24 protein-coding genes are annotated in these 22,889 nt (G+C 43.6%); 5 read left to right on the forward strand and 19 right to left on the reverse strand.

The genetic code is table 11. The features are described from left to right. Positions 1-321: 321 nt before the first annotated feature. From MiSe_RS37480 to dndB, 8 genes are all read right to left on the reverse strand, one after another. Positions 322-627 carry a hypothetical protein gene (locus MiSe_RS37480; RefSeq protein WP_226590101.1) on the reverse strand — a complete coding sequence of 102 codons (306 nt, stop codon included), beginning with the start codon at positions 625-627 and terminating at the stop codon, positions 322-324. 273 nt (positions 628-900) lie between these two features. Continuing rightward, entirely contained in the window at positions 901-1,095 is a 195-nt protein-coding gene (locus MiSe_RS37485; RefSeq protein WP_226590103.1) for a hypothetical protein, read from the reverse strand. Positions 1,096-1,851: 756 nt separating this feature from the next. Further along, positions 1,852-3,336, reverse strand: a complete 1,485-nt coding sequence (locus tag MiSe_RS37490) for a DNA phosphorothioation-associated putative methyltransferase (RefSeq protein ID WP_226590105.1) — start codon at positions 3,334-3,336, stop codon at positions 1,852-1,854. A gap of 151 nt (positions 3,337-3,487) precedes the next feature. Continuing rightward, a complete protein-coding gene (gene dndE, locus MiSe_RS37495) occupies positions 3,488-3,883 on the reverse strand; it encodes a DNA sulfur modification protein DndE (RefSeq protein ID WP_226590106.1) in 396 nt (131 codons plus the stop codon). Between the two features lie 186 nt (positions 3,884-4,069). Further along, a complete protein-coding gene (dndD, locus tag MiSe_RS37500) occupies positions 4,070-6,067 on the reverse strand; it encodes a DNA sulfur modification protein DndD (RefSeq protein ID WP_226590108.1) in 1,998 nt (665 codons plus the stop codon). A 340-nt stretch (positions 6,068-6,407) separates the two neighbouring features. Beyond that, positions 6,408-8,084 (reverse strand): DNA phosphorothioation system sulfurtransferase DndC, encoded by a 1,677-nt coding sequence (gene dndC / locus MiSe_RS37505; RefSeq protein ID WP_226590110.1) that lies wholly within the window; start codon positions 8,082-8,084, stop codon positions 6,408-6,410. Positions 8,085-8,098: 14 nt separating this feature from the next. After that, complete coding sequence (locus MiSe_RS37510) at positions 8,099-9,073, reverse strand: HNH endonuclease (RefSeq protein ID WP_226590113.1); 975 nt, start codon at positions 9,071-9,073, stop codon at positions 8,099-8,101. Between the two features lie 14 nt (positions 9,074-9,087). Beyond that, on the reverse strand, positions 9,088-10,191 hold the full coding sequence (gene dndB / locus MiSe_RS37515) for a DNA sulfur modification protein DndB (RefSeq protein ID WP_226590117.1): 1,104 nt from the start codon (positions 10,189-10,191) through the stop codon (positions 9,088-9,090). A 281-nt stretch (positions 10,192-10,472) separates the two neighbouring features. Here dndB and MiSe_RS37520 point away from each other — a divergent pair, with 281 nt between their 5' ends. Further along, the gene (locus tag MiSe_RS37520) at positions 10,473-12,074 is read left to right on the forward strand and encodes a DGQHR domain-containing protein (RefSeq protein WP_226590119.1); all 1,602 of its coding nucleotides are present in this window, start codon (positions 10,473-10,475) and stop codon (positions 12,072-12,074) included. Between the two features lie 37 nt (positions 12,075-12,111). On the opposite strand, the gene MiSe_RS37525 is transcribed toward MiSe_RS37520, so the two are convergent. The 9 genes from MiSe_RS37525 to MiSe_RS37565 all read right to left on the reverse strand — a co-directional run bounded on the left by MiSe_RS37525 (position 12,112) and on the right by MiSe_RS37565 (position 20,031). After that, the gene (locus MiSe_RS37525) at positions 12,112-13,125 is read right to left on the reverse strand and encodes an endonuclease/exonuclease/phosphatase family protein (RefSeq protein WP_226590122.1); all 1,014 of its coding nucleotides are present in this window, start codon (positions 13,123-13,125) and stop codon (positions 12,112-12,114) included. A 294-nt stretch (positions 13,126-13,419) separates the two neighbouring features. Then, positions 13,420-14,190: a Uma2 family endonuclease gene (locus MiSe_RS37530; protein WP_226590125.1), complete on the reverse strand. Its 771-nt coding sequence runs from the start codon at positions 14,188-14,190 to the stop codon at positions 13,420-13,422. Positions 14,191-14,249: 59 nt separating this feature from the next. Further along, positions 14,250-14,717: a DNA phosphorothioation-associated protein 4 gene (locus MiSe_RS37535; protein ID WP_226590127.1), complete on the reverse strand. Its 468-nt coding sequence runs from the start codon at positions 14,715-14,717 to the stop codon at positions 14,250-14,252. 65 nt (positions 14,718-14,782) lie between these two features. Further along, on the reverse strand, positions 14,783-15,028 hold the full coding sequence (locus MiSe_RS37540; RefSeq protein WP_226590129.1) for a nucleoside triphosphate pyrophosphohydrolase family protein: 246 nt from the start codon (positions 15,026-15,028) through the stop codon (positions 14,783-14,785). Between the two features lie 20 nt (positions 15,029-15,048). Then, positions 15,049-15,429: a toxin-antitoxin system TumE family protein gene (locus tag MiSe_RS37545; RefSeq protein WP_226590132.1), complete on the reverse strand. Its 381-nt coding sequence runs from the start codon at positions 15,427-15,429 to the stop codon at positions 15,049-15,051. After that, complete coding sequence (locus MiSe_RS37550) at positions 15,416-15,712, reverse strand: hypothetical protein (protein WP_226590135.1); 297 nt, start codon at positions 15,710-15,712, stop codon at positions 15,416-15,418. Before MiSe_RS37550 ends, MiSe_RS37545 begins: the two co-directional genes overlap by 14 nt. Positions 15,713-15,782: 70 nt before the next feature. Further along, positions 15,783-17,849 (reverse strand): AAA family ATPase, encoded by a 2,067-nt coding sequence (locus tag MiSe_RS37555; RefSeq protein WP_226590139.1) that lies wholly within the window; start codon positions 17,847-17,849, stop codon positions 15,783-15,785. Further along, positions 17,846-18,019, reverse strand: a complete 174-nt coding sequence (locus MiSe_RS37560) for a hypothetical protein (protein WP_226590141.1) — start codon at positions 18,017-18,019, stop codon at positions 17,846-17,848. Before MiSe_RS37560 ends, MiSe_RS37555 begins: the two co-directional genes overlap by 4 nt. Positions 18,020-18,588: 569 nt before the next feature. Continuing rightward, on the reverse strand, positions 18,589-20,031 hold the full coding sequence (locus MiSe_RS37565) for a DNA phosphorothioation system restriction enzyme (RefSeq protein ID WP_444980608.1): 1,443 nt from the start codon (positions 20,029-20,031) through the stop codon (positions 18,589-18,591). A gap of 132 nt (positions 20,032-20,163) precedes the next feature. On the opposite strand from MiSe_RS37565, the gene MiSe_RS37570 reads away from it, so the two are divergent. The 4 genes from MiSe_RS37570 (at position 20,164) to MiSe_RS37585 (ending at position 21,414) form a co-directional block, all read left to right on the forward strand. Then, a complete protein-coding gene (locus MiSe_RS37570) occupies positions 20,164-20,325 on the forward strand; it encodes a hypothetical protein (RefSeq protein ID WP_226590144.1) in 162 nt (53 codons plus the stop codon). Positions 20,326-20,545: 220 nt separating this feature from the next. Beyond that, positions 20,546-20,839 (forward strand): hypothetical protein, encoded by a 294-nt coding sequence (locus MiSe_RS37575; protein WP_226590147.1) that lies wholly within the window; start codon positions 20,546-20,548, stop codon positions 20,837-20,839. Further along, positions 20,836-21,036, forward strand: coding sequence for a hypothetical protein (locus MiSe_RS37580; RefSeq protein ID WP_226590151.1), 201 nt, complete (start codon positions 20,836-20,838; stop codon positions 21,034-21,036). The genes MiSe_RS37575 and MiSe_RS37580 overlap by 4 nt, the downstream gene beginning before the upstream one ends. Positions 21,037-21,039: 3 nt before the next feature. Beyond that, the gene (locus tag MiSe_RS37585; protein WP_226590153.1) at positions 21,040-21,414 is read left to right on the forward strand and encodes a hypothetical protein; all 375 of its coding nucleotides are present in this window, start codon (positions 21,040-21,042) and stop codon (positions 21,412-21,414) included. A 24-nt stretch (positions 21,415-21,438) separates the two neighbouring features. Here the strand turns inward: MiSe_RS37585 and MiSe_RS37590 are convergent, their stop codons facing one another. Together MiSe_RS37590 and MiSe_RS37595 are read right to left on the reverse strand one after the other, a co-directional pair. Beyond that, on the reverse strand, positions 21,439-22,452 hold the full coding sequence (locus MiSe_RS37590; RefSeq protein WP_226590156.1) for a formylglycine-generating enzyme family protein: 1,014 nt from the start codon (positions 22,450-22,452) through the stop codon (positions 21,439-21,441). Positions 22,453-22,696: 244 nt separating this feature from the next. Continuing rightward, a partial coding sequence (locus MiSe_RS37595) for a hypothetical protein (RefSeq protein ID WP_226590159.1) occupies positions 22,697-22,889 on the reverse strand: 193 nt, incomplete at its 5' end.

A 22,889-nucleotide genomic window follows, 5' to 3' on the forward strand; every position in this document is an offset into this window, starting at 1 on the left:
CAGCAGGGGTAGGGAAGAGCAGCAGGGGTAGTAGGGGCTAAGGCTAAAGTAAGTTTTGTCGTCAACCCAAAGATGTTTGAATGCCGTGCCCTTACAATGTCGTCAACCCAAAGATGAAAGCATCTTGCCAAAAATCAACCCAAAGATTCCCGATGCGCCAGGGGGGTAGGGAACACGAGTAAATTGTCCCATTCCCCAAAGATGTGGGAACGTTGCTCGCAGCAGGGGTAGGGAAGAGCAGCAGGGGTAGTAGGGGCTAAGGCTAAAGTAAGTTTTGTCGTCAACCCAAAGATGTTTGAATGCCGTGCCCTTACAATGTCGTCAACCCAAAGATGAAAGCATCTTGGCAAAAATCAACCCAAAGATTCGCGATGCGTAACGGGGGTAGGGAACAGCAGTAAATTGTCCCATTCCCCAAAGATGTTGGAACGCCGTGCCCCAAAAATGTCGCCAAACCAAAGATGAAAGCATCTTGCCAAAAATCAACCCAAAGATTCCCGATGCGTAACGGGGGTAGGGAACAGCAGTAAATTGTCCCATTCCCCAAAGATGTGGGAACGTTGCCAAAAATTTTGAACCCCGTGTCCCTACAATGTTGCGTCGCACCCAAGGGAAAAAGACTGTCATTTCTGGTTGATTTTCTGGCGCATCAAGCTTTTATACTCGCAAGTGAGTTTTTTAGCTTCGCTAACGAGTCTGGAAAACTCGACGGCGAGCAAAACAGACTCGTGCATGAGTATAAAAGACAAGGGCGACGAGTATCTCAAACTCGACGGCGAGTCAAAGAGACTCGTGCATGAGTAAAAAAGCAAGGGCGACGAGTGTGCCAGACTCAATCGCGAGTTTCTTTGACTCAATCGCGAGTATTTGAGCCAATAGCGGCAGGTGTAGAGCTTATTGTCAGAGTAGTTGTTGTAATCGTGCGAGTATTTCTTGCTGGGTTTCTTCATCGGCAGATTGTAGCTGCTGCCATAATTGCTGTGCTGCGGGAGATTGTTGGAGTAACTGGGTACACTTTACCTCAGGGAGGAATTCCTGAACTTTCTCTGCTTGTGGAGATCGCAGTCGCTGTAATATTGCCAGAGATTGCTGCAAGTGCTGGCTCTCCCGTACTTAGGGTGATAAATTTATCTAATCTTTTGTAGGTTCGGTTGAGCATAGGGTTACCCAACCCTCTCCAAGCTAACAAGTTGGGTTTCGGACCGCGGACCCAACCTACAACCTTTATGCACTGAGCTTCTCAGAATGATTAATAAGATTTTATTATAAATAAAACTAGGAAAGAGCCGAATCTGCGTCTCTTTAGATCGCAAAGTGTCAAAAAGGCTGTATCCTTGTAAAAGGTCGAGTTGTTAGAGCGTAAACCACAGGACTGCAATCGCAGCCAAAACTTGTGACATCGCTCTGGCTAGGGGGCGTGGCGGAATGGTAGACGCTACGGACTTAGAAAACTGAGCCTTGATGGAGAAATCCTTCAAGTGACCGCTCTCAAATTCAGGGAAACCTAAATCTGGCAACAGACAAGGCAATCCTGAGCCAAGCCCAACAATTTCAGATTTTAGATTTGCGATTTGAGATTGGGATGCCAATCCAAAATCCAAAATCCAAAATCGAGGGAAGGTGCAGAGACCCGACGGGAGCTACCCTAACGTCAAGTCGAGGGTAAAGGGAGGGTCCAATTCTCAAAGCCAGCTGGCAGCAGCGAAAGTTGCGGGAGAATGAAAATCCGTTGACCGTAAAAGGTCGTGTGGGTTCAAGTCCCACCGCCCCCATAACCACAGAAGGGTCCAGAATGCTGGAAAACTCTCTAGAACGCCAGTCTAGGAATCCCAATCCAAAATACAAGGTAGCCTATGACCCGTGAGTCATGCGGATCGCGCCATCGCCGTAGAGGGAATGGTCTTTAATTTCGATGCCTAATTCGGCGAGGCGGTTTTCCCATTCTTGGCGGGTACCGATCTGGTGGCGACGATCTAAAAGTCCGGCAATTTCTTCTTGGCGGGTTAATTCGGCAAATTGTTCGTATAAGGGATAGTCGGGGGTGACGAAGGTTTCTTTGCGGTGCAAGATGGGCGGATTTTTTCTAATGCTGTAGTCCCCATATGTGACTTTAAGATCGGGTAATTTTATTGTCATGCTGCTGTCTAAGGCGGGATGGGCAACGCTGTCGAATTCGGGGTAGAAAAGATAGGAAATCTGGGGTTTATCGATGTGGAATTTAACTAAAGTCGCCCCTTCCATGCGCCCGATGGTACGACTGGCACAACCTTCATAAAGTCGCAATAAGGGGTTGAGTGCTTCTAAAGCAGAAACGTGGACGTAAAGCGCGGTGGTCAGATGTTTTCCGATTTTACTTTGTCTGCAGGCATTTTGAATTACTCCGGGTTTTCCTAAGCTAAAAAGCATGTCTTCAGCGGCTTCGCAAGCTTCGTAATATGTGCCGAAAAAGGCTTTGATGTCTTGTCGCATTTCGGGGGCGAGATCTTTGAATTTGGGGCGATCGCTAAATTCGGTGAGGGCAAGGTAAACTTGGATATCCAGGGAACGACGGTATGCGATCGCATCCCATTCGGCTTCGTCGGTTGCTTGTAAAATCACTTTATAAGCACGAGAAAAACTGCCAAATTCGAGTATTAGTTCTTCTGATTCCGGTAATTCATTTTTAACGGGTAAGCGTCCGCGATCGCTAATAAATTCCATCAGGGGTTGCAATCGTTCTCGGTAGTCTTCAAACCGCTTGCTGGGCATTCTGATACTGGGAATGTAACTGCGCGAGCGCCACCTGGATGCGCGAAAGTTTTCTTTTGCTTGTTCATCCCGAAAAACGAAGTAAATACCCAATGCTACTGGTACTGGAGCGACGCCTAAAACTTGGTCGATATATGCTTTCAGTTCTTCCTGTTCGTAATATTTTTGGAACGTATTGCGGCAGGTAACAATACCGTCACCATAAGCAATTTTATCCAAACCTCGGTTATCAATTAAAACTTGGGCGGAAACAATTAAAACTTGCTGGGTAAGTTCCCAAGCTTTTAACAACGCTTCCCGGCGTTCTTCGGTATCTTCGATAACATTGATAACGTAACCCAAGTTAACGATATCCGAGGGAACTAGAGGCGCATCGGGGAAGTAATAAGGGTCCCATCCGGCGCTAACATAGCCTTTATATGCCATTCGCGCTACATCGCTGCCGTAGCCACAGCCGTAGTCAAAAAAGGTGGTATTTTCGTTAAAAAGTTCGGCTGCTAAAGCGACGCGCACGGGAATAGAAAGATCGGTGCGGACAATGGCGGCGCGATGACGTTCGATTTCTATTGTGGGAGAAGATTCGTCCATATGCGAATCCTTTTATTATTAGCAATTAGGTTAGTATAAATAAACTGGGCGGGCAAGATGCCCACCCCACAAGAGAGTTGAAATTCTTGTGGGGTGGGCATCCTGTTTGCCCTACTTTTAAGAGCGTTATTCTCGCTCTATTTATCTGCTCTTAAGTATTTGGCGATACTAGGGCGATTTGAATTAAGTCTTCAATTTTCTTAATATTCGGATCTCCGGCTAAATAACCGATACCGCGATGCAGGTGCAGGCGAAATTGGCTAGCGAGGGTTTCTTTATCGGTTCCTAAGCCATCATTATGACAGCGTTGTTTGAGGGCAATTAGTAAAATATCAGACAATTCTCCCCCAAAAACGCGCCAATTCATCTCGACGTTACTATCTGCTGGAATTGGTACGGGTGAGGGGATAGTAGGTTCGGCGAGGGAACGACAAAATGCCCAGCGGCAGAGAATATTCCACTGGTCAATTTTGGTGATGCGCTTGAGTTTTGTGAGTTGTTCTTTTGCGGTTTGAGAAAGAACAATTCGGTTAGTTGGGGGTTCCATTTTAGATTTCTGTAGGGGCGGGTTTCACCGATAAACTATAGCTTATCACCTAGATCTAGATAAACCCGCCCTACCTCACCCAGAAACAAGGCGACAAGGCGAGGCAGAGCCTCTATATACTCGTTCCCAGGTTGAACCTGGGAACGAGAAAAAGGGAGGCTCTGCCTCTTATACCAGATATCAGAATCACCAGAAATAACCAGGTTCTACGTTTGTATGGCGATCGCTTGGATTATACTTCAGCAGGTACTCGCGCGCGATCGCATCCTGTTGTCTCAAATTTTCCACTTCGGTTTTGCCAATTTCAGTATCGGTGGAAAGCAATATTACCTGATGGGAAGCAGAGGGAAAGTATCGTTCCACCAAATTCTGACGGTGAGACGAATCTAATCGCCCTAAAGGTGTATCAATTGCAACTGGTAAATGCTGTCCGGAAACCCGCGCCAGTCCCCATAAAAATGCTATGGCTAAAAGTTGCTTTTCCCCAGCGGATAGGCGATGTTTGGGGACGGGTTGTCCTTGGAAGTCGTAAAGGGAAAGGCTGAAGGTGTTGGTATCAATAATGACGCGATGTACCAGGTCTGATTTGTGCAAAAGATAGCCGAAACAGTTGGTTACTTCTAACTCTAATTTATTCAATTTTTTCAGAGTTAGTTTCTCTTTAAATAGCTTGAGAGTGGTTTGCACTTTAGCACAAGCGCCGATGATATGCTGATTGTTTTTTAGCTTGATAAAGTCTGTGCTGTATGCTTCTAATTCTTTTTGGGTTTTGGCGATTTCCTTGTTTAATTCTTCGTAACGACGTTTAGCAATTTCTTCGGCAGCTTTGGCTTTAGCGTGTTCGTTTTGCGCTTCTCTGACATCATTTTTCAATTTTTCGTATGCTTCTGGAGATGCTGCGATCGCTAGCTGTCTTTCTATAAATTCTATCTCTATTTCTAGTTCTTTTAGAGCTTTTATTTTTGACTCTGCTTGATTTTGACTATCTTTTATTTGGTAGCGCAGCAAGGTTTCCAGTTGATTAATCGCTTCGATATCGGCGGCTAACCAAGGTTGTTTATCGGTGCTGGCGGCTTGTTCTAGTTCTTGATATTCTTGGTCGAAAATGGTTTTAATTTGCTCTAATGCTGATGGTTTTAATGATAGTTGTGCGATCGAGTTTAGGATGCGTTCGCTTCTCTTTTTCAAAACCTCCCATTCAATTTTTGCCTGTTGTTGGCGGGTTTCATTTTCGGCTTGGGTTTTTGTTTGCATTAGCAGCGGTGAAATCAGTGCCAAAGGTAAAACGCCAGCGGCTAATTCAACCATCCCCTGACGAGATTTATCGGCATCTGCGATTAATTTTTTCTGCTGCGTGTCTAGGACGTTGCGTTCTGCCGCTATTTTACCACCTTCATAAATAAACTTTTCTTCGACTTGGTTTAGTTGCTCTTTGGCGCGTTCTAACTGTGAAAAGCAACTAGCTTTTTCTTGCGCTGCTGCTTCTTTGTCCCCACTGAGTTGCTGAAATTTTTGTTCAATTTTCTCTAAAGCTTCAAGTTCTTTCGCCCCGGCAATTTCTTTGCGTTTGCGGCTGGCTAAAATATCTAAATCAACGGATAATCTTTCGGCAAGTTCTAGCCCTAAAAGCGAACGAATAGCATCAACAACGAGGGGGGGAGGTGTTTCGAGTTCGGCAAGTTCTTTCACCTGTTCGCCGTCAAACAGAAATAGATTAGAAATTCCCAAAGGTAGCAGGGTTTCTATATATTCATCCCAGGTATTGACTAAAGCTTTATCGGGCCATTCCTGATTCAATTCATCATAAACAATAATTCCTAACGTATCTTTCCCATCTTTGGGTTCTTTAGTCCAAGATCTGACTATTTTAAATCGAGTCAGTTTATCGTTTTGGACATGTTCAAATTCTAATTCAATCCGGGTTGTTCCTGTCGGTGGAGTGTTGCGATTGACGCATTGAATCAGAAAGTCAGTGTAGCCCAAATTGTTGCGCGTAGAACATTGGGCGCGACTCCCATATAACGCGAGGCGAATCGCATCCATTAGGGTAGTTTTACCACCGCCATTCATACCGCCAAACAGAATGATAGGACGGATGTTGCCATCAGTTTCTGGGCGGAGGTTGATGGTGTGTTTCCCTAGATAAGGGCCAAAATTTTCTAGTACTAATTCGAGAAATATCACGGTTAATTTCGAGAGGAGAGTTGAGAGTTGATTTTGCTGAGAACTTGCACCAGCGCCGGGAAATAAAAAGCAGGCTAAGAGCTAAAACCTGTTAAAACAGGTTATCCTACTTGGGCGGGGTTTTAGTCAGCGCCGGGAAATAAAAAGCAGGCTAAGAGCTAAAACCTGTTAAAACAGGTTATCCTACTTGGGCGGGGTTTTAGTCAGCGCCGGGAAATAAAAAGCAGGCTAAAAGCTAAAACCTGTTAAAACAGGTTGTTTGACCTGGGTGGGGTTTCAGTCAGTTTTAACTGACTTTAGCTATTAGCCCGGAAATTTATTTCCGGGCGGTTTAATTCTGCTAGTCATCTGTGGTTTCTTCTTCATCAGCGCCGAATTTAAGATCTGCCCAAGATAGCTGTTTATTTTTGTTTTCATTTTTGCTTTCTATCGATTGCTTCACCTTGTTAATTTTGGCACTACTATTTTTGGCGTCGCTGGGGTTTTCGTTTAACGCTTGTCTAACTTGGTAGATGTCGTCGAGGTTTTCTTTGACTGCTTTGACGGCATTGTTTAAGTTGCGTTGGTAGTGGGCGTTATCAATCGCTTCTTCTTTGGGTCGCCCACTGCTGTCAAAGCATTTTTCTAGGGTGTCGTAGATACCAGTACGGCGAGATTTGGTGTAATACTGGCGTTCTGTATCTAGCAGTTTTGCCATTAATTCTAGGTGCATGATATCCCCTTCACATATTTCTTCTAAAACTGCCCATTCATCGCTACCTAGTAGGGTTCTTTCGGCACCAGGACGGGAGTCTTTGAATTCTTCGCCGGTTACTTCTTTGTATATGCGGGGTAAGCTGTCGTCAAATTCATGTTTTTCTTCTAACCAGATGCGGCGAATTTCGCTCAATTCTTCGGGGGTAATTAGGGTAATGTCGCCCATTTCTGGCGGTGCGGTTTGGCGGATTTGAGTTTGTGCTTCTAAGACTTTTCTTAGCCAATGTTCGCGCCAGTATTTAGTATAAGGGCCTGGAATTGTTTTTACTAAGATTTCGCCATCGACATCGTGTTCAAAAAGTTCGACTTTACCGTAGATGCGGCGGAAATCTCTTTTGTCGCGATCGTTCTCAACATCCAATTCATTGCGGAAATCAAGTAGAGGTTGTAACCACTCTTTCTCTTCATCATTCTGGATCATCGCCTCCATAGATTTGTCTTTATTTACCATCGTGCAAACCCAGCATCCAAAGCGAGAATCACCGCAGCTAGGAGTAGAGGTATCGACGACTAAAGGACATTCGTTATCTGCTGTCGCACCTCGATACATGGTGAGTAAATCTTTGTTGTTATTTCCCCACGGGTTTTGCCATTGCATCAGGTACAGCCAAACTTCATCAGTCCGCCAATCTTCAATAGGAAGATACATCAAAGAATTGGGGCGACTGGGATTGCTGTTGAGGCGATCGCGTACTCTCCATTGTCTATGTTTTGCCATATTTGCAGCCCGCATAGCACTTTCAGCTTTGCGAGTACCTAAAACCAGAATTACCTCACCGCTAGTTCTAATCATTTCGCGGATGAATGAATCAGTAGGTTTAATTTTTAAGCGTTCAGTACACCATCTAAACCGCTTTCTTGGTGCTGGATATCCCTTACCTATCAAACCAACCCAAAATGTATCTTGAACTGCGGGATGAGTCAGATGAGTTTCAACTGGCATTCCCTGTTCTTTTGCAGCAGCTTGCATCCGTTTTAGAGATTTGCGTACCCACGCAGAAACTATGGGATTCTCGACTAGAGTATCATTCGTAATCACATGAATAGTTTTTGTTCTTTTTTCTGGTGCCAGCGCAGCGATCGCATACCATACAAGCTGTAATATACATGTACTGTCCTTGCCTCCCGACCAGCCTATAACAATAGGTATTTCATCTTGACAATACAACTCTTGTATTTCTTGAGTTAGCTTTTCTATATTTTCGACAAACTCTTCCACAGGTCGCGGTGGAAATAGTGACATTTGCTGACTTTCTAGCATACCTGACTCCTTTTTTACACCCTAAATACATTTGTTCGATGCCACTGGAGGGCTTCAACTCTTGGATAAAATTTTTCTGAGTTTGGTAATAAGATAATTTCACCCTGATAATCTTTCATTGGTCTGGAGTTTGGCGACTCTTCCTCTAAATCTCCAGCCACTATAATTTTATAACAATCGTCCAAGCTAAACCATCCTCGATCAAATGCCCAATGATGATTTTTACACAGCGAAATTCCGTTGTTTATCTTACATTCGTAAAATTTTGAAAAGGGTTTGATGTGCGCGCCATCTACAATGCTTTGATTTAAGGTTCTAGTGACTCTCAATCTACATACCGCACATCTGTAATCATAGAGATGTACAACTTTCTTGCGAAAAATACCCTCTCTAATTATGGATTTTATCAGATAAAATTTTGGTGTTTTTGTATCTTGCCCATCTGATTCTTCTTGCCTATCTAGTTCATCCCAAGTTGAATCCTGGAAATCTTGGTCTATTTGTAAAATCTCCTCAACTTCTCTTTGACTAGATGAAAACCAGGTAGCAATGAATGAATCGACAAGTTCTTTTCGGGAATTTGGCTCTCGCAGCAATTCAAATAACTCTTCATCTAACCTGGCAAAATCAACGTCTCTTCTTAACTTTGGTATCGACTGAGGGCGACCTCCTCCATATTCGGCACTGAACTTTAAGTACCAAAATTCTCCTTTGGCATTTTTTAAATGAAAAAATGGTAGAGCAAAATCACTTCCTTTAAAAGATCCCGAACCCAAAACCGCCCAATTTTTTTTAAAAGCTTCAATTAATTCATCGGCAATTAAAATGCGATTATCTTGAATCAATCCTTGTGCTATCAAATCAATTACAGATAGCAGCAAAATTGGTTGATTTAGAGCATCCCCACTTTTTTTTGTATTCTTATATACTTGACAATCGCGATAGTAATCTATATTTCGATAATTTTCTGGCTGTTGTCCCGTATTCATTTTTCCCTCCCAACTCAACCACAAATATTCTCTAACTCTTCCTCTTCAGCTGTCAGAGGCAAACCCAAACGCCGCTTAACATACCCACTCATCCAAGTGGCACTGCGACGCGACTTGGAAACGCCACCGCCAGTCAATATTCGCCCTTCCCAGTCTAAATTAAAACGCGACCAATCAATATCGCCCAATCGTTTTAAATGTTCTTCCCAAGAATGGGGGTAAATCGAGAGCAAAGTTGCACCGGCAGCGCCAATTGCAGTAAGCGCGATCGCACTACAATGCAAATAATCCCTCCGCATCTCCAAAGCACCTACTTTCTTGTATAAAACTTGCTCCCAATCTGGAATATAACTACTCACAGCATTCCAGAAACAAACTGCTATTTCAACCTGCTTCTGTTGTGAGTCATCTGGATAATTATCCAGCAACGCCAGCGTCCCATTATAAATACTACTCAGCGTAAATAGCTTACCAGATCGAGCGGGTAAAGTGCTGCGTTCGGTATCCGCCAGACTTCTAAAAACAGGGACTTGCTTGATAACTTCCCGCACCAAATTGGCATTTCGAGATCGATAATCGTATAAAATATTCAAGCACGGATCGGGATGGACTCCGTAGCGGTTTAGATCGGAGAATATTTGTTGCGATACTGCTGACGCAACGCTTCGCGAACGCTCAATTCCCATCTCCAAAAAAAATATCACAGCGATCGTCTCATATCCCAATTCGGGATTTTCCTTCAGCGCCATTTCTAACGCCGCCCGTCGATGCTGCCCATCATTAATCATAAACCGCGCATCCATCGGTACACGCAACCTGCCCATTTTCCACGCTTCCGCCTCCTTGCCAAGAGGTTCAAAAGCGATATCCGCGTCAATCGACGCCGTAATTGCCGAAAATGCGTAATTTTTCGGATTTTCCAGAATATATCGCGCAATTTCCGGGACGCGACTGCGGTTTAAACTGCGCCTTGCCCGCATTTCGGGCGGCATTTCCTCATCATCCGGGGGGAAAAGCTTAGGCAAAAGTCGCACGGGACACATCGAAACATAATACTCGCACCCTGCCTGAATTCCCCGAATTACGGGCAAAACATATTCAAAGGAGGAAGTAGGCATTTTCAGCATTGTTATCGTCTATTCAACAAACCCGGTTTTTGTGGAATGTAGAGACGTTACATGTAACGTCTCTACTCTTGTGGGGTGGGCATCTTGCCCGCCAGTTAAAAATTATTAAGATTCATTTAGACATATTGACAAATTAACTTTCATCTGATTATGTAATGAATTTCAATAAATTTATTATGACACAGGTAACAATTTTTAAAAACTAAATTGACACATAAGTTATTAAAGGATAGTTTTTTAAAATTACCTCAAATATTTTCAAATATAGATCCATGAACAAACCCAACAATCCCAGCGGCGACCTAGCGAGTCAAATTTTGGAGAGAGAAAATCAAGAAAGACAAGCGATCGCACTCCTCCTAGACCGCTATCTCAGCAGAAGCGACCAAATTTTGGTACAAAAAATCGAAATGGGAGGTAGCGAAGCATACATCGGTTCTGTCACATTGGAATGGTTTGCCAGTCGAGTCCGTTTTGCATCGCGCCTGCCTTTATTTCGTCCCAAATTTAATCCAGATACGCAAAACATAGAAATAGATGCCGAAACAATCGAAGAAATACAACAAAGACCTTTAGATTGGTCGAGACAAGCAACATTAGCGCAATATTTAGCTGCGAGAAAGCATCACAAATTCCCGCCAGTATTGGTAGTAATGAACCAACCCTGGGTAGATAATCCCCAAGCAGCGGAATGGGGAAAAGACGGAAGGGCAATTAAATCAACCGCTGATTTTTCACCCCTAGATAAAGATGGCAAAGCAGGGTTATTAAACCTATCCGACAACGTGACAATATTTGCCTTAGACGGACAACACCGACTGATGGGAGTGCAGGGATTAATGGAATTAATCCAAACCGGAAAACTCCAGCGCTACAAAAAAGATAAAAAACCATCAGGTAATTATATAACCGTCGATGATTTGCAACAAGAATATCAAGTAGACCCCGCTTATTTGCAAAACCTAGCCAAAGAAAAGATAGGAATAGAATTTATATCCGCCGTCGTACCAGGAGAAACCCGCGACGAAGCAAGAAGGCGCATCCGGTCGATATTTGTCCACGTTAATTTAATGGCGGCACCATTAACAAAAGGTCAGTTAGCGCAACTCGATGAAAATGATGGTTTTTCTATTGTCGCCCGCAAAGTTGCCGTTACCCATCCCTTGTTAAAAGATATGGAAGGTCGCAACCCCCGCGTGAATTGGGACAGCGCGACCGTTGCCGCGAAAGCGACAGTTTTAACCACGCTTCAAGCGCTAAAAGAAATGTCCGAACGGTATTTAGGACAAAAATATTTTCGCTGGAAACCTGCCATAAAGAAAGGTTTAATTCCGTTGCGTCCGGAGGATGAAGAACTCGAAGCAGGGTTTGCAGAATTTACCCAACTTTTCGATTATATAGCCGATTTGCCCACCTTGCGGCGATTGGAATATAGCGCAGAAACGCCAGAAATGCGGCGATTTAGTTTTGAAAAAGGTGGGGGCGAAGGTAATATTTTGTTTCGTCCCGTCGGGCAAGTTGCCTTTGCTCAAGCTTTGGGAATTTTAGTTTATAGAAAAGGGTTTTCCCTCAAGTCTATATTTGAGAAACTTCAGAAATTTGAGGCGGATGGAGGATTCGCTAATATGGATAAACCCGAATCAATATTTTATGGAGTTTTGTACGATCCAAACAAGAAGCGGGTGTTAGTTGCAGGAAGAGATTTAGCCGCGAAATTGATCGTTTATATTCTAGGTGGAATTGACGATGATTTGGCAAGGGCGGAACTGCGGCGAGAGTTAGCGGAAGCGAGGACAATTGAAGATAAAGCAGTGGGTTTTAATGGTAAGTTTGTAGCACCAAAACAGGTAGGATTGCCGCCCGTTCTTCAGTAGATTTGTGGTGCGTTTAACTGGCGTTAACGCACCCTACTCAGAGCTTGATATCGATGAGTTCTGTCTGCACAGGCAGATGTTCCGACCCTGTTGTTGGCAAAATTTTAGTAGAACGAGAAACCCAATGTTTGTCATACCAAATATAGTCAATTCTGAAGATGGGATAGTTCAATTTCCAGGGTGAGTTTTTAATCAGAAAACTCAATTCCCAACCATGAGGCCAGGTAAAGCCAAACCCTCGTCCCGATATTTGGAAGGAATCTTGCAGGACTGTTTGCAAATAATTGTAATCTTGAGATTGGTCTGTCATATTAAAGTCTCCAGCTACAATAACAGGTTGAGTTTCTTTCTGGAGTCGCTGAACTAAGTCTTGAATTTCTGCCGTTCTATCTGCATACTCATAAATTGGAATACTGAGAAACGGTAAAATTTTGTGCATCCGAATCCAGGGAGATAAAACTTGGATGTTATAAACGACTACATCTTGTTGGTTGATTTGGATAATTGCTCGTTGCTGAGTTTCTTGATGACCCGCCAGCTGTAAAGTTTCATTGAAAAGAATTGGATATTTACTGAGAATCGCTACAGGTGGAGTGCCTACTTGGTATGGGTAAGCTGCTTTTAACCAAACAAAAGCTCTTTCGGTATGTTTCTTAACTATTTCTTGTAAAAAAATGAGCCCGGGTTGTTGTTGTTGAATCAGGTTTACCAAATTTGGCGACTGGGTTTTATACCAACTACAGTTTAGGGAAAAAATTTTGATACTAACTTGGGAATTACTGGCGTTAATCGGGTGAGGAGAAAAGTATTTTACATGCATCCAGCTTACTAGCAAAATACTGGCGATCGCTCCTGCAATGGCAAACCATCGTTGCTTGAGGATAAAAAATCCTAAAACTGGTAAAATTAAAATGGGAAATAATATCCAAGGGATAAACGTGCTAATAAAACCAACAACCCAAAAACGATCCCAAAAGATTAATCTGAGAATGAAATAGCCAATAATAAATCCAAAGTAGGTGTAAGCAAACAGCTTGGTAGCTTGCTGCAAAATTCGTGGTTTAATCCTAATTGTTATCGGCTTCATATCGAGTAACATTTAACCCAAAAATCTACTGAGGTCTTCTGGTTCGGAAATTAACATCAACAGCAGGCATAAATGGGGTGATGAAATAGGTATTAACGCAAGTTGCTAGTTATAAACATGCGGCGCTGCTAATTGCTAATTGCAAGCTTGCTAATTGCTAATTGCTAATCTAGCATTTTTCCTGATTGAGCCATTAGCCATTAGCCATTAGCCGCAAGGAGAGAGATAACTAGCAACTTGAGTTATTAGATAAGTCTATTACACTTGCGGTTCAATTCCAGCTGCTCGCAACTGAGCGCGCAATTGCTCTAGTTGTTGTTCTGCTAGTTCAGCTCTTTGACGTTCTAGTTCAGCTCTTTCCTCTCCTACTAACAACAAATTCCCTTCTGAATCCCACCAGCGAAGCCAAGGTAATTCTACATTTTGATAGCGACCTTGCCAAATTCCTAATTCTACTTCTAACGCTGGAATTGGATAATGTCCTCGCTCGTTTTCCGGCACTAATTGATACTGACCCTCTATTAAATGATAAACCTCTACGCGGGAGCGACTGACTTCATAAATTCCATAAAATGCTGGACGAATCACATTTTCATAAATCCAGAATTTTCCCGGTTTCGTTTCCTGTTGATCTGAGCGCAATAAAGGTGTTCTATCTCGTTCTTCTGAACCATCTCCGGAGACAAATTCTAACACAATTAATGGCGGCATCAATTCTTGCCACATGACGTAAGAACGGCGAATTTGACCGTCAAGAGTTGGCGGGACATTTGGCACGTAAAACCAGTCTGGTGCTTCTGCGCCTCGTTCTGGCGGGTCTGTCAATCGCCAATAAATTCCGCTATCTTGACCGATACAATAGTTAGCATCGGGATGCAGTCTTTGCAGGACAGGGGTAATGGAATCTGTTAACAGAATACTTTGAGGGTGTTCTTGAAAGTTTTTCACAAAGGTTCCGTCTGACTCAGGTAATTGAGTATGGTCAGGTAAAGCTGTAATAGGTTGAGATTGGTCGATTGTATAACTCATAGGAAATTTACCATAAACTGAGTTTCAAAGGGATTAATGTTGGGGTTGGGTTGTAAATTTTAACCCAAAAACCTACTCAAATCAAATTCTCCTTCCGGCTGATTTTGCTTTTCTCTTTCGGAAATTAACATCAACAGCAGCCTTTCTGTATAGTCTACTGCGCCGCGCATTTCCTCTTGTAAAATTTCCAGTCCTCCGTTGGCATATTCTTCAAAAATTTGGATGCGACTTTCTTCGGCATCGACATCGCTGGGGGAGAGGATTTTGGTATCTTTTGTTTCTGCGATCGCTAACAATTTGATCTCCAACTCATACCCCCTAGAAACAAATACTTCCATCCCTATAGGCGTGACTTCTTTTTTAGAAATTTCTCCTAAAGTTACCCGCTTTTTCCGCTTCGCACCCAACGCCGCCGCGAATGCGATCGCATCAGCATAAGTCTGAAACGGCCCCTTGCTATCGCTACCAATGGTTAACGCTTTTACCAACTCGGCTTTATCTTTAGCAATTCTAATTCTTGCGCTCATTCCTCAGTCCACAATAACTTAATCTGCTGTTCAAAACTTCCGCGTTCGCTTCTTCTCCTTTGTTGTTATGCTAATACTAATTCCCGGTTTATTCCATAATATAAATCGGCTAATTCTGTTATTAATTCCTCGTTGGCTTCAGCAGCTTCTTGTGCTTCTTCGATTAATTTTTGTCTGGCTTGACAATATTCTGATTTTGCGCTCGTGACAACCTGGTATTTTAAGCCATTTTGCTGGATGATTTCGGGGATGCGTTCGCGTAGCGTGGCGTCAGCCGTATCGCGTACAAGTTTATTATATTGTTTCCGCATTAAATTACTCCTTATTTACTCTAACCTAAACAAGCTATTACCTCATCTACTATCTCATCAATACTCGGCAACAAACTAGGAATAATAGAACCATCTCGCTGCTTGTGATCGTCAAATCCCAAAGCCGGCTTGTGCTTTGAATTATCGTATCTAAATATTAAAGTTTTATCTCCCGATTGATACTGATAGGAATAGTCAATCCGCTCAAATCCATACTTATTCCTGAGATACTCCCTGATATAAAGTTCAGAGCTATCGATGAAAATAACTTTGATGCTGAAAAAAGCTCTTCTCTTCTCTTTGTCAACTTCTGAGTTGGATTCAAGCAAATCAACTAAGCCATAATCTTCTAGCTTCTGAATCGCTTCATTCACTGTTTCAATGTATTCATCTAGTGACATATTCTAAACTATTCAGTATATTCAATTCTTCCTCTACATCCAAATACAAATGATATTCACCTGCCCATTCTACATACTCCATATCTTTTCCTTCTAAATCTTCAGCGGCCCACTCGTTAATAAACTGAGCGGAGGTAATGTTGTATTTCTGTTCAAATTTATCTAATCTTTTACGATATTTTTGTCTGGAAACTTCTAAAAGAGCGATTTTTTTAGCGATCGCATCCTTAAGCATTACCAATGCCTTTTCTGGTTCGGTACTTTTTACAATAATTTCTGCCATACTATTTTCCTCCTGTTACTACAGTACCAATCATAGCGTATTTCCTAGTTATACGACAGCTATTGATGTACTAAAAAGCATAATCTACCTCCACAATCTCCGTATATTCAAACTCATTCGGACTTTGCTTAACTAAAGGATATAGCACGCCGCCTAAATCGAGGGAATCTTCTTCACAATCTGGTTTAGGCGAGTAATAAGTCAAAACGTATTCTTTGCCAATTCTAGCTGACATTTCTTCCGCCACCTCACCCCGCCACTGAGTTTTAGTCACTAAAACCACTAACTGATTGGCTAATTTTGGCAGTACTTTAGCAATTTGCCTGCGATAAATTTGATCCAAACTACCAAACGGAGAATCCATCACAATGGGAAACGTGCTGCTATCGGGACCCATTAAAGTAGTTTTTTGCCGCCACTGCCTCACCCCATCAATAATTCCCCCAATAAACGATAAACTGAGGATTTGATTTTCTCCCGTAGAAGCTGCCACCAGTTCTTCTTGTCCTGAAGTATTTTCAACTAAGGTAAGCTCGTATTTTTCACTCAATTTAGGAATATAGGGAGTAAAGGAAATTTCGCTAAATATTTCCTGCACCCGCTTTTCCAACTGCAAGCGAAACTGCTTATCTAAACGGGATTTGACTTCTGTTAACCGTTCAATTGCATCTTGAGTTGCAGCAATGCGCCTTTGAGCCACAACTTGCCTCATCTCATTCATTTGGTGCTTGTCAATTTGCTTGCCCAAGCTTTCAACTTGAGTTTTAAGATTCTCGATTTGCTGTTTATTAGCCCCGCTTTCTCGGTTTAAATCGCTAATTTTAGTTTCAATTTCATCCAAACGCTTTTGCAATTCCTGGATATTTTCATCCGGAAATTTACGCAATTTTTTATTAATATCTTCAAGCTGGGTTTCGATGCGTGAAATCTCGGTTCTGTATTGATTATTATTAGCCTGTTGTCGGTCAATCTCTTGCCAAAATTCAGGCACTTCTTTTTCAATTTCATCCACCTGTGCCATCATGCGGATAGCGGTTTCTTCTATATCTGCCATTCCCGCTTTATCCATCCAAGTTTGTACTTGTGCATGAGCGTGAGTTCCTTCTTTAAGCTCCGCACCGCAAATACAACGTCCCCGTTCCAGTAACGCTTGAACAAACGGACGTTTAAGTCCTGTCGGTAACTCGCCTCGTTCTCGTAATTGATTAATAAAATCCCGGAATTCAGCCGTTATATTAGGTAGAAAAATTGTATAGCTTCGATTTGAAATTGCCTTTTTTATCGATTCGTTTCCTTGTTTCATTTGTGCTTGAATCGATGATAACTGCGCTTGCAGTTCATTCCGCAAGCGTTGCAATTCTTCCGCCCCGCCGAGTTCTAGCAAACGATTAGAAATAGCTTTCTTCAAATCCGCTTGGTGGCTTAATTCATTTGCTATTTCTACCTGACGCTGTTGTAATTGCTCAATTTCTTGTTCTAGTTTTTGTTTTTCCCGTATGAGTTTTTTTGTTTGAGGGTCGCCAATAAGTCTCAAATCGCCTTCCAGGGATTTTCTCGCATCTCCCAAATGGCGGATGGCACGAGTTAATACCTCTACTCCCAACAATTCTTTAGTCGCTTCGGCAATTTCAGCTTTTTTGTCAGACCGGACAATTTGTTCAATTCGCTCGCCATCAAAGAAGAAATATTGATGTAAACTTTCCGGTAAAATACGCCCAATAATATCTTCTGGAGGTTGGGGAGGATGGAACCATTCCCCATCTGTTCCCGCAATTTGCATAAACAATTGACTTTGAGTGTGATGAATACCGATTTCATTTCTGTAGGCGCGACATAAACGCTTGGCATAGTAACGTTTGTTGTCGTGTTCAAACGATACTTCTACCCAGCAAGATACCGCTCTTCCCTGTGCTGCTTCGGTAATTGCTCGTTTATTAACTAATTGGTCTTGGGCGGCAAAAGCAGCGCTGAATTTTTCGTACAATACCCATGTAAATGCATTCATCAGCGTTGTTTTACCCGCACCGTTATTGCCGTGAACAATCGTTGTATTCTGTTCTCCGCTGGCGAGAACAATTTCTGGCGTTTCACCGTAAAATTGACGAAAATTACAGAGTTTGATGGAAATTAGTCTCATTGGATTGCTTCCTTCACAATTTTTAAAATGTCGTCGTTGATGTTGTATGGTCTTTTGCTGTGGAGTTTATCTTTTTCCGCTTGCAAAACCCGCTCGATAATTTGGCGCACTTCCGGCGGTGCGCTTGTAATTGGTTCTTGTACGTCATTTAGATTCGGTTCGTTTGTCACTTGGCTGATTTTCTAAAATCGGCTATATTTTCTTAATTTAATACACTTGGCAGAGATTGCCCATCGTAATATACGTAGACGATTTAAATGTTTAACAATCCGTATCGCTTTTGAAGATTCAGTAGGGTGTGTCAGGCGCATCATCTTGAGCAATTTTTACCAGTAGGTTAACAGCTTGCGCCTTTAGCACCGCCATCGATGGTGCGTTACACTGCGTTAACGTACCCTACAGTTTTCAGCTGTTGAAGATTCAGCAAATGTAGGGTGTGTCAGGCGCATCATCTTGAGCAATTTTTACCAGTATGTTAACAACTTGCGCCTTTAGCACCGCGAGCGATGGTGCGTTACACTACAGTTTTCAGCCATTGATATCCCTGTTGAAGATTCAGCAAATGTAATGTAGGGTGTGTCAGGCGCATCATCTTGAGCAATTTTTACCAGTAGGTTAACAGCTTGCGCCTTTAGCACCGCGAGCGATGGTGCGTTACACTGCGTTAACGCACCCTACAGTTTTCAGCCATTGATGGTGCGTTACACTGCGTTAACGCACCCTACAGTTTTTAGAGGATTTAAATGTCTAACAATCCGTATCGCTTTTGCAGGTTCAGTAGTTTTACTCTTGCTTCTCCGGCGTTATCTGCTAAATCGGCAAATTCTACCAAGCGTTTTAATTCTTTTCGCAATAAGTTGCGCTCGATTTCTAATGTTTCTCGGTCGAGTTCGGGGGGCAATACAATTGTGTCGAATAAAGTTGCTCTTTCCTTCCCTGGATGCGGGCGCAAAATTCGTCCCCGTCGCTGGATAAATTGGCGTGGATTTCTACTACTGGCTAAAATCACAGCGGTTTGAATCGCGGGAATATCTACTCCTTCATCTAAACAGCGAATTGCTACTAAACCTTGTAATTCGCCATTTTCAAATTGACAACGCAAGTTTTCTCGTTTATCTAAAGGCGTTTCGGCGGTATAGGTGCTGACTCGATATCCCAATTCTGCGCCTAAAATTTGAGTAACGGCTTTTAATTGATGTTGGTTTTCGGTTGAACCATCGCCGCAATAAAATAAGGTGTGAGTCGTGTGCAGGCGTTTCGCCATGATTTGACGCAAAGCTTTTAATTTGTTAGCGGCAGAGCCAATTATTCGGGAACGCTGCATCAATAAAGCTTTTAAGTCTTCATTATCTTCATCAAAGATATTGGATGCGTCGATACCTCGTTGCTGATATAACAGCATTCGCCCAATACTTCGGGTTAATTTTAAGTAGGCGCGGCTTTCGGATTCCGTAAGTTCTACTAATATGGGATAATAAAGATAGCGGACTAATGCTCCCTGTTGAATTGCATCTGCTAAGGTGAATTCTGGCTGCAAGACGGGGCCGAAATAATCATAAATAGATTGGGTGCCATCTTCATCGAAATAGCGTTCGGGGGTGGCAGATAAAGCTAACCGCAATCCGATGTTTTGAGGTAAGCTTTCGCCGCTACGCTTTGCGCCTAGATTGTGGGCTTCGTCGCCGACAATTAAGGTTTTTTCTGGGAAGTATTTTAACTGGGATTGAAAGCCTTCGCTCATCAGCGTATCGTTGGTGGTGATGACGGAAACAAACGCTTGGTTGCCCGAACGCACATTGTAGAGTTGGGTTGAAAGTTCCACTTGCCAGCGACGCACGGTTTCAAAGGCTAATATTGGTTCCATGCCGAATTTTTGGCATTCTCTTGCCCATTGGGTAACGAGGTGGCGAAACGGACAGACGACGAGCAAAACTTGCAAGTTGATTTTTTGATAAAGTGCGGCGGTTATTGCTAGTGCGGTTATCGTTTTTCCACTTCCGGTTGCCATTTTTAGCGTGCCTCTGCCTTGATTGGCAAACCAGCTATCAACGGCTTGTTGTTGATAGGGGCGCAGTTGTAATGGTATTGGTATTCTGGGGCATCCGGGTGGTGGTTGTTTTTCTTCGGATGGGTTTAGATCGTAAGTGCCTTTTGATGCAGATACGGCTAAGAGTTTGTTTATTTCTAGTAGGGGAAAAGCTTCGTTGTAGAGATTTTCGGTTTTAGTCTGTTTCTCGACTTTATACACACCCTTGGATGACTTCACTGGCGGGCTGCCTTTGTTAATAAAACTGTTTGATATATTTTATTGGTTGTGGTCAGTTATTGTCGGGGCACGGCATGGGAAAATCTTCCATTTGGTACAAAATTTATTCATGCCGTCGATGGTTGTCGGGGCACGGCATCCGATAATCTTCCATTGAGTGCCAAATTTTCTCATGCCGTGCCCCTACAGATATGGTTGATTTTTTCTTGATCGACGTAGGTGGGAGCGGGTTTAGAGAGATTGTCAATTATCTCTGCCGCTCTTAAAATATCTAAACATTTTTTTAATGCCAACTCGTTTTTGAGCGGGCGTCTATATCTGTTATAGTATCAACAGGTGCGTCACCAGTCAAGGATTGACGCAAAAAAGCCACAGCAGAGCAAAAGGGAAGTAACTTTGAGAAAAGTGACAACCACCAATAGGCACTGATATGCCCTCCGAAAAACCCCGTATAACTCTGCGTCTAGATCGAGAAGACATGGACAACTTAGAACACTGGGCTAAAGAGGAGTTCTTGACGACACCCCAATTAGCGCGGGTGATAGTCAAAAAAGCTATAGCGGAATACCTAAAGCGGCACTCTTCTGCTCTTGTGATGACCAAGGCAACTAAAAACAGCTCAAGCACTCAACCCCAACCACCTACTGCTAGCAAAACTAACGGAAAAGAACGGGGGAAGAGATCCCAGACTCAACCGACGCCAAAAGATAGCAGCAGCGCATGAGCAACCAAAACCCACCGCCCAAACCGGAATCGTTAGAAACCCGCCATGCTGTAACCGAAAAATGGCGCTGTAAGGCGATGGAGAAAAAGTACGGCTGGAAGCTGAAACGAGTCGAGCCAAAGAACAGCGGTTTCTTTAAATTCGACTGCGTGTTTGAGGGCGACGCCGAATTTCCCGACTATATGGAGGATAACTAAACCATGCGGAAATACATCATTTTTCAAGCTGACGAACGAGAGGAACACGAAGCCGAAGCCCGCATCCTAGCTCACACAGGAGCCTGTACCGACATTTTGGCTGAGTATTTCGATTCGTCAGATGCCCCTATCCCAGAACCGGGTTACCGCCCTTCTGAGTACTGCCAAGTGCCAGAAGCCATAGATCCAGAATCCCCCGGCTCTAGCACCCATTTCCGGCGCGGCGACTGGGAAGTTGTGCGAGTTGAACAATACGCTCCTATCGAAACTGCCGAATTTGACCTAATTGTCATCTGTTACTGTCGGTACGCGCCTATCGAATCGCCTCTGTTTCCGATTCGACGGGGAAAAGGCAGTCAGAAATTGCAAGAGGTTTAATCGGTAGGGCGAGGGGGTGGGGGGCTAAGGAGTCCACGGCGAGGAGCATACAACCCGAAAACCGATATAGAATTCCCCTTGGTTCGCAAAGCTGGCGTGGCGAGTAGCCGAACGGCAGTTTTCATCACCGTCGAGGTGCGAACCACCGCGCAGCCGCCTGTAAATATTTTCACCAGCAGACTCCCACACACTGCCATCTGATGGTGCGCCATCATAATTTTTATGGCAAGCAGCGTCAGCACACCATTCCCAGAGGTTCCCGTGCATATCGTAGAGTCCAAAGGCATTGGGTGGAAAACTCCCTACATCTGTTAGGCGACCGCGGCAAGTTCTGTTGGGTACACAGATATGGTTGTACTTCCCATCGAAATTAGCTAAATCAGGGGTAATTCTCTCGCCAAAGTGGAAGGGTGTTGTGGTTCCGGCACGGCAAGCATATTCCCATTCAGCTTCGCTAGGTAACCGATAAGTTTTCCCTGTTTTTTTAGCAAGTCGCGCACAGAATTCTATCGCACAGTTCCACGATACAGCATGTACAGGTAGATTTACCTCCTTGTCATAGCCAGACGGATTGGGATTCAAAGGCATGTTGATTTCGGGTAAAGCTGCAACTGCTTTCCACTGTGCTATAGTCACGGGATATTTGCCCATGAAGAAGGGTTGGACAGTTACTTGGTGTTGCGGATCTTCCCGGACAGATGGCACACTTCCAGTTTTCGGTGAACCCATCAAAAAAGTCCCACCGGGAATCGATACCATGTCCAGAATGACGCCATTGCCCAAGTCTTCCGGGAAAAAACGTGCGCTTGATGGGATGCGACTAATTTCTTCTCCTCTGTGATTTACTGTGATGACATCAAAGGTAAAGGTTGGTAAATGTTTATTGCCAAGCAAATTCCAGGCGGCCCACTGCACTGCCCCTGTTTCAGTTTTGACAATCTCGACGACAATATCTAACCCCGCTTGACCATATTTGAGGGCGTCGGATAGGGCGGCAATTCTTACTTCGTTAGAAGTACTTGCTAAGCGTCGCTTCACTCCTGCTAGTCCACCGAGGACAGCAGCATTTACAGGTGGAGTTTGACCACCTAGTACGGCGTCGAAAGGACGCGGTTAGTTGGGATTGTCTGGCATTTTGGGTTTTTTGGCACTACTATCCGTTTTAGCGCCCCCCACCCTCGAAGGGTGGGGCTATACAAACTTGCGTCCGCAAGGCAAGGACTGAAGAAAATGCCAGGTTTTGAAACCTGCGTAGGCAGGTTTTGTTTGTGTAGGCGCGATTTTAATCGTCCTGCAAGGGTGGGGCTATACAAACAAAGTCCGCAAGGCAAGGACTGAAGAAAATCCAAGGTTTTGAAACCTGCGTAGGCAGGTTTTGTTTGTGTAGGCGCGATTTTAATCGTCCGCATCTTTGTCCGAAATCTCTTTTTTCCAGATTGTGGCAATCTATAGCGCCCCCCACCCTCGAAGGGTGG

Source organism: Microseira wollei NIES-4236, assembly GCF_020521235.1.
In the GTDB taxonomy this organism is placed as follows: domain Bacteria; phylum Cyanobacteriota; class Cyanobacteriia; order Cyanobacteriales; family Aerosakkonemataceae; genus Microseira; species Microseira wollei.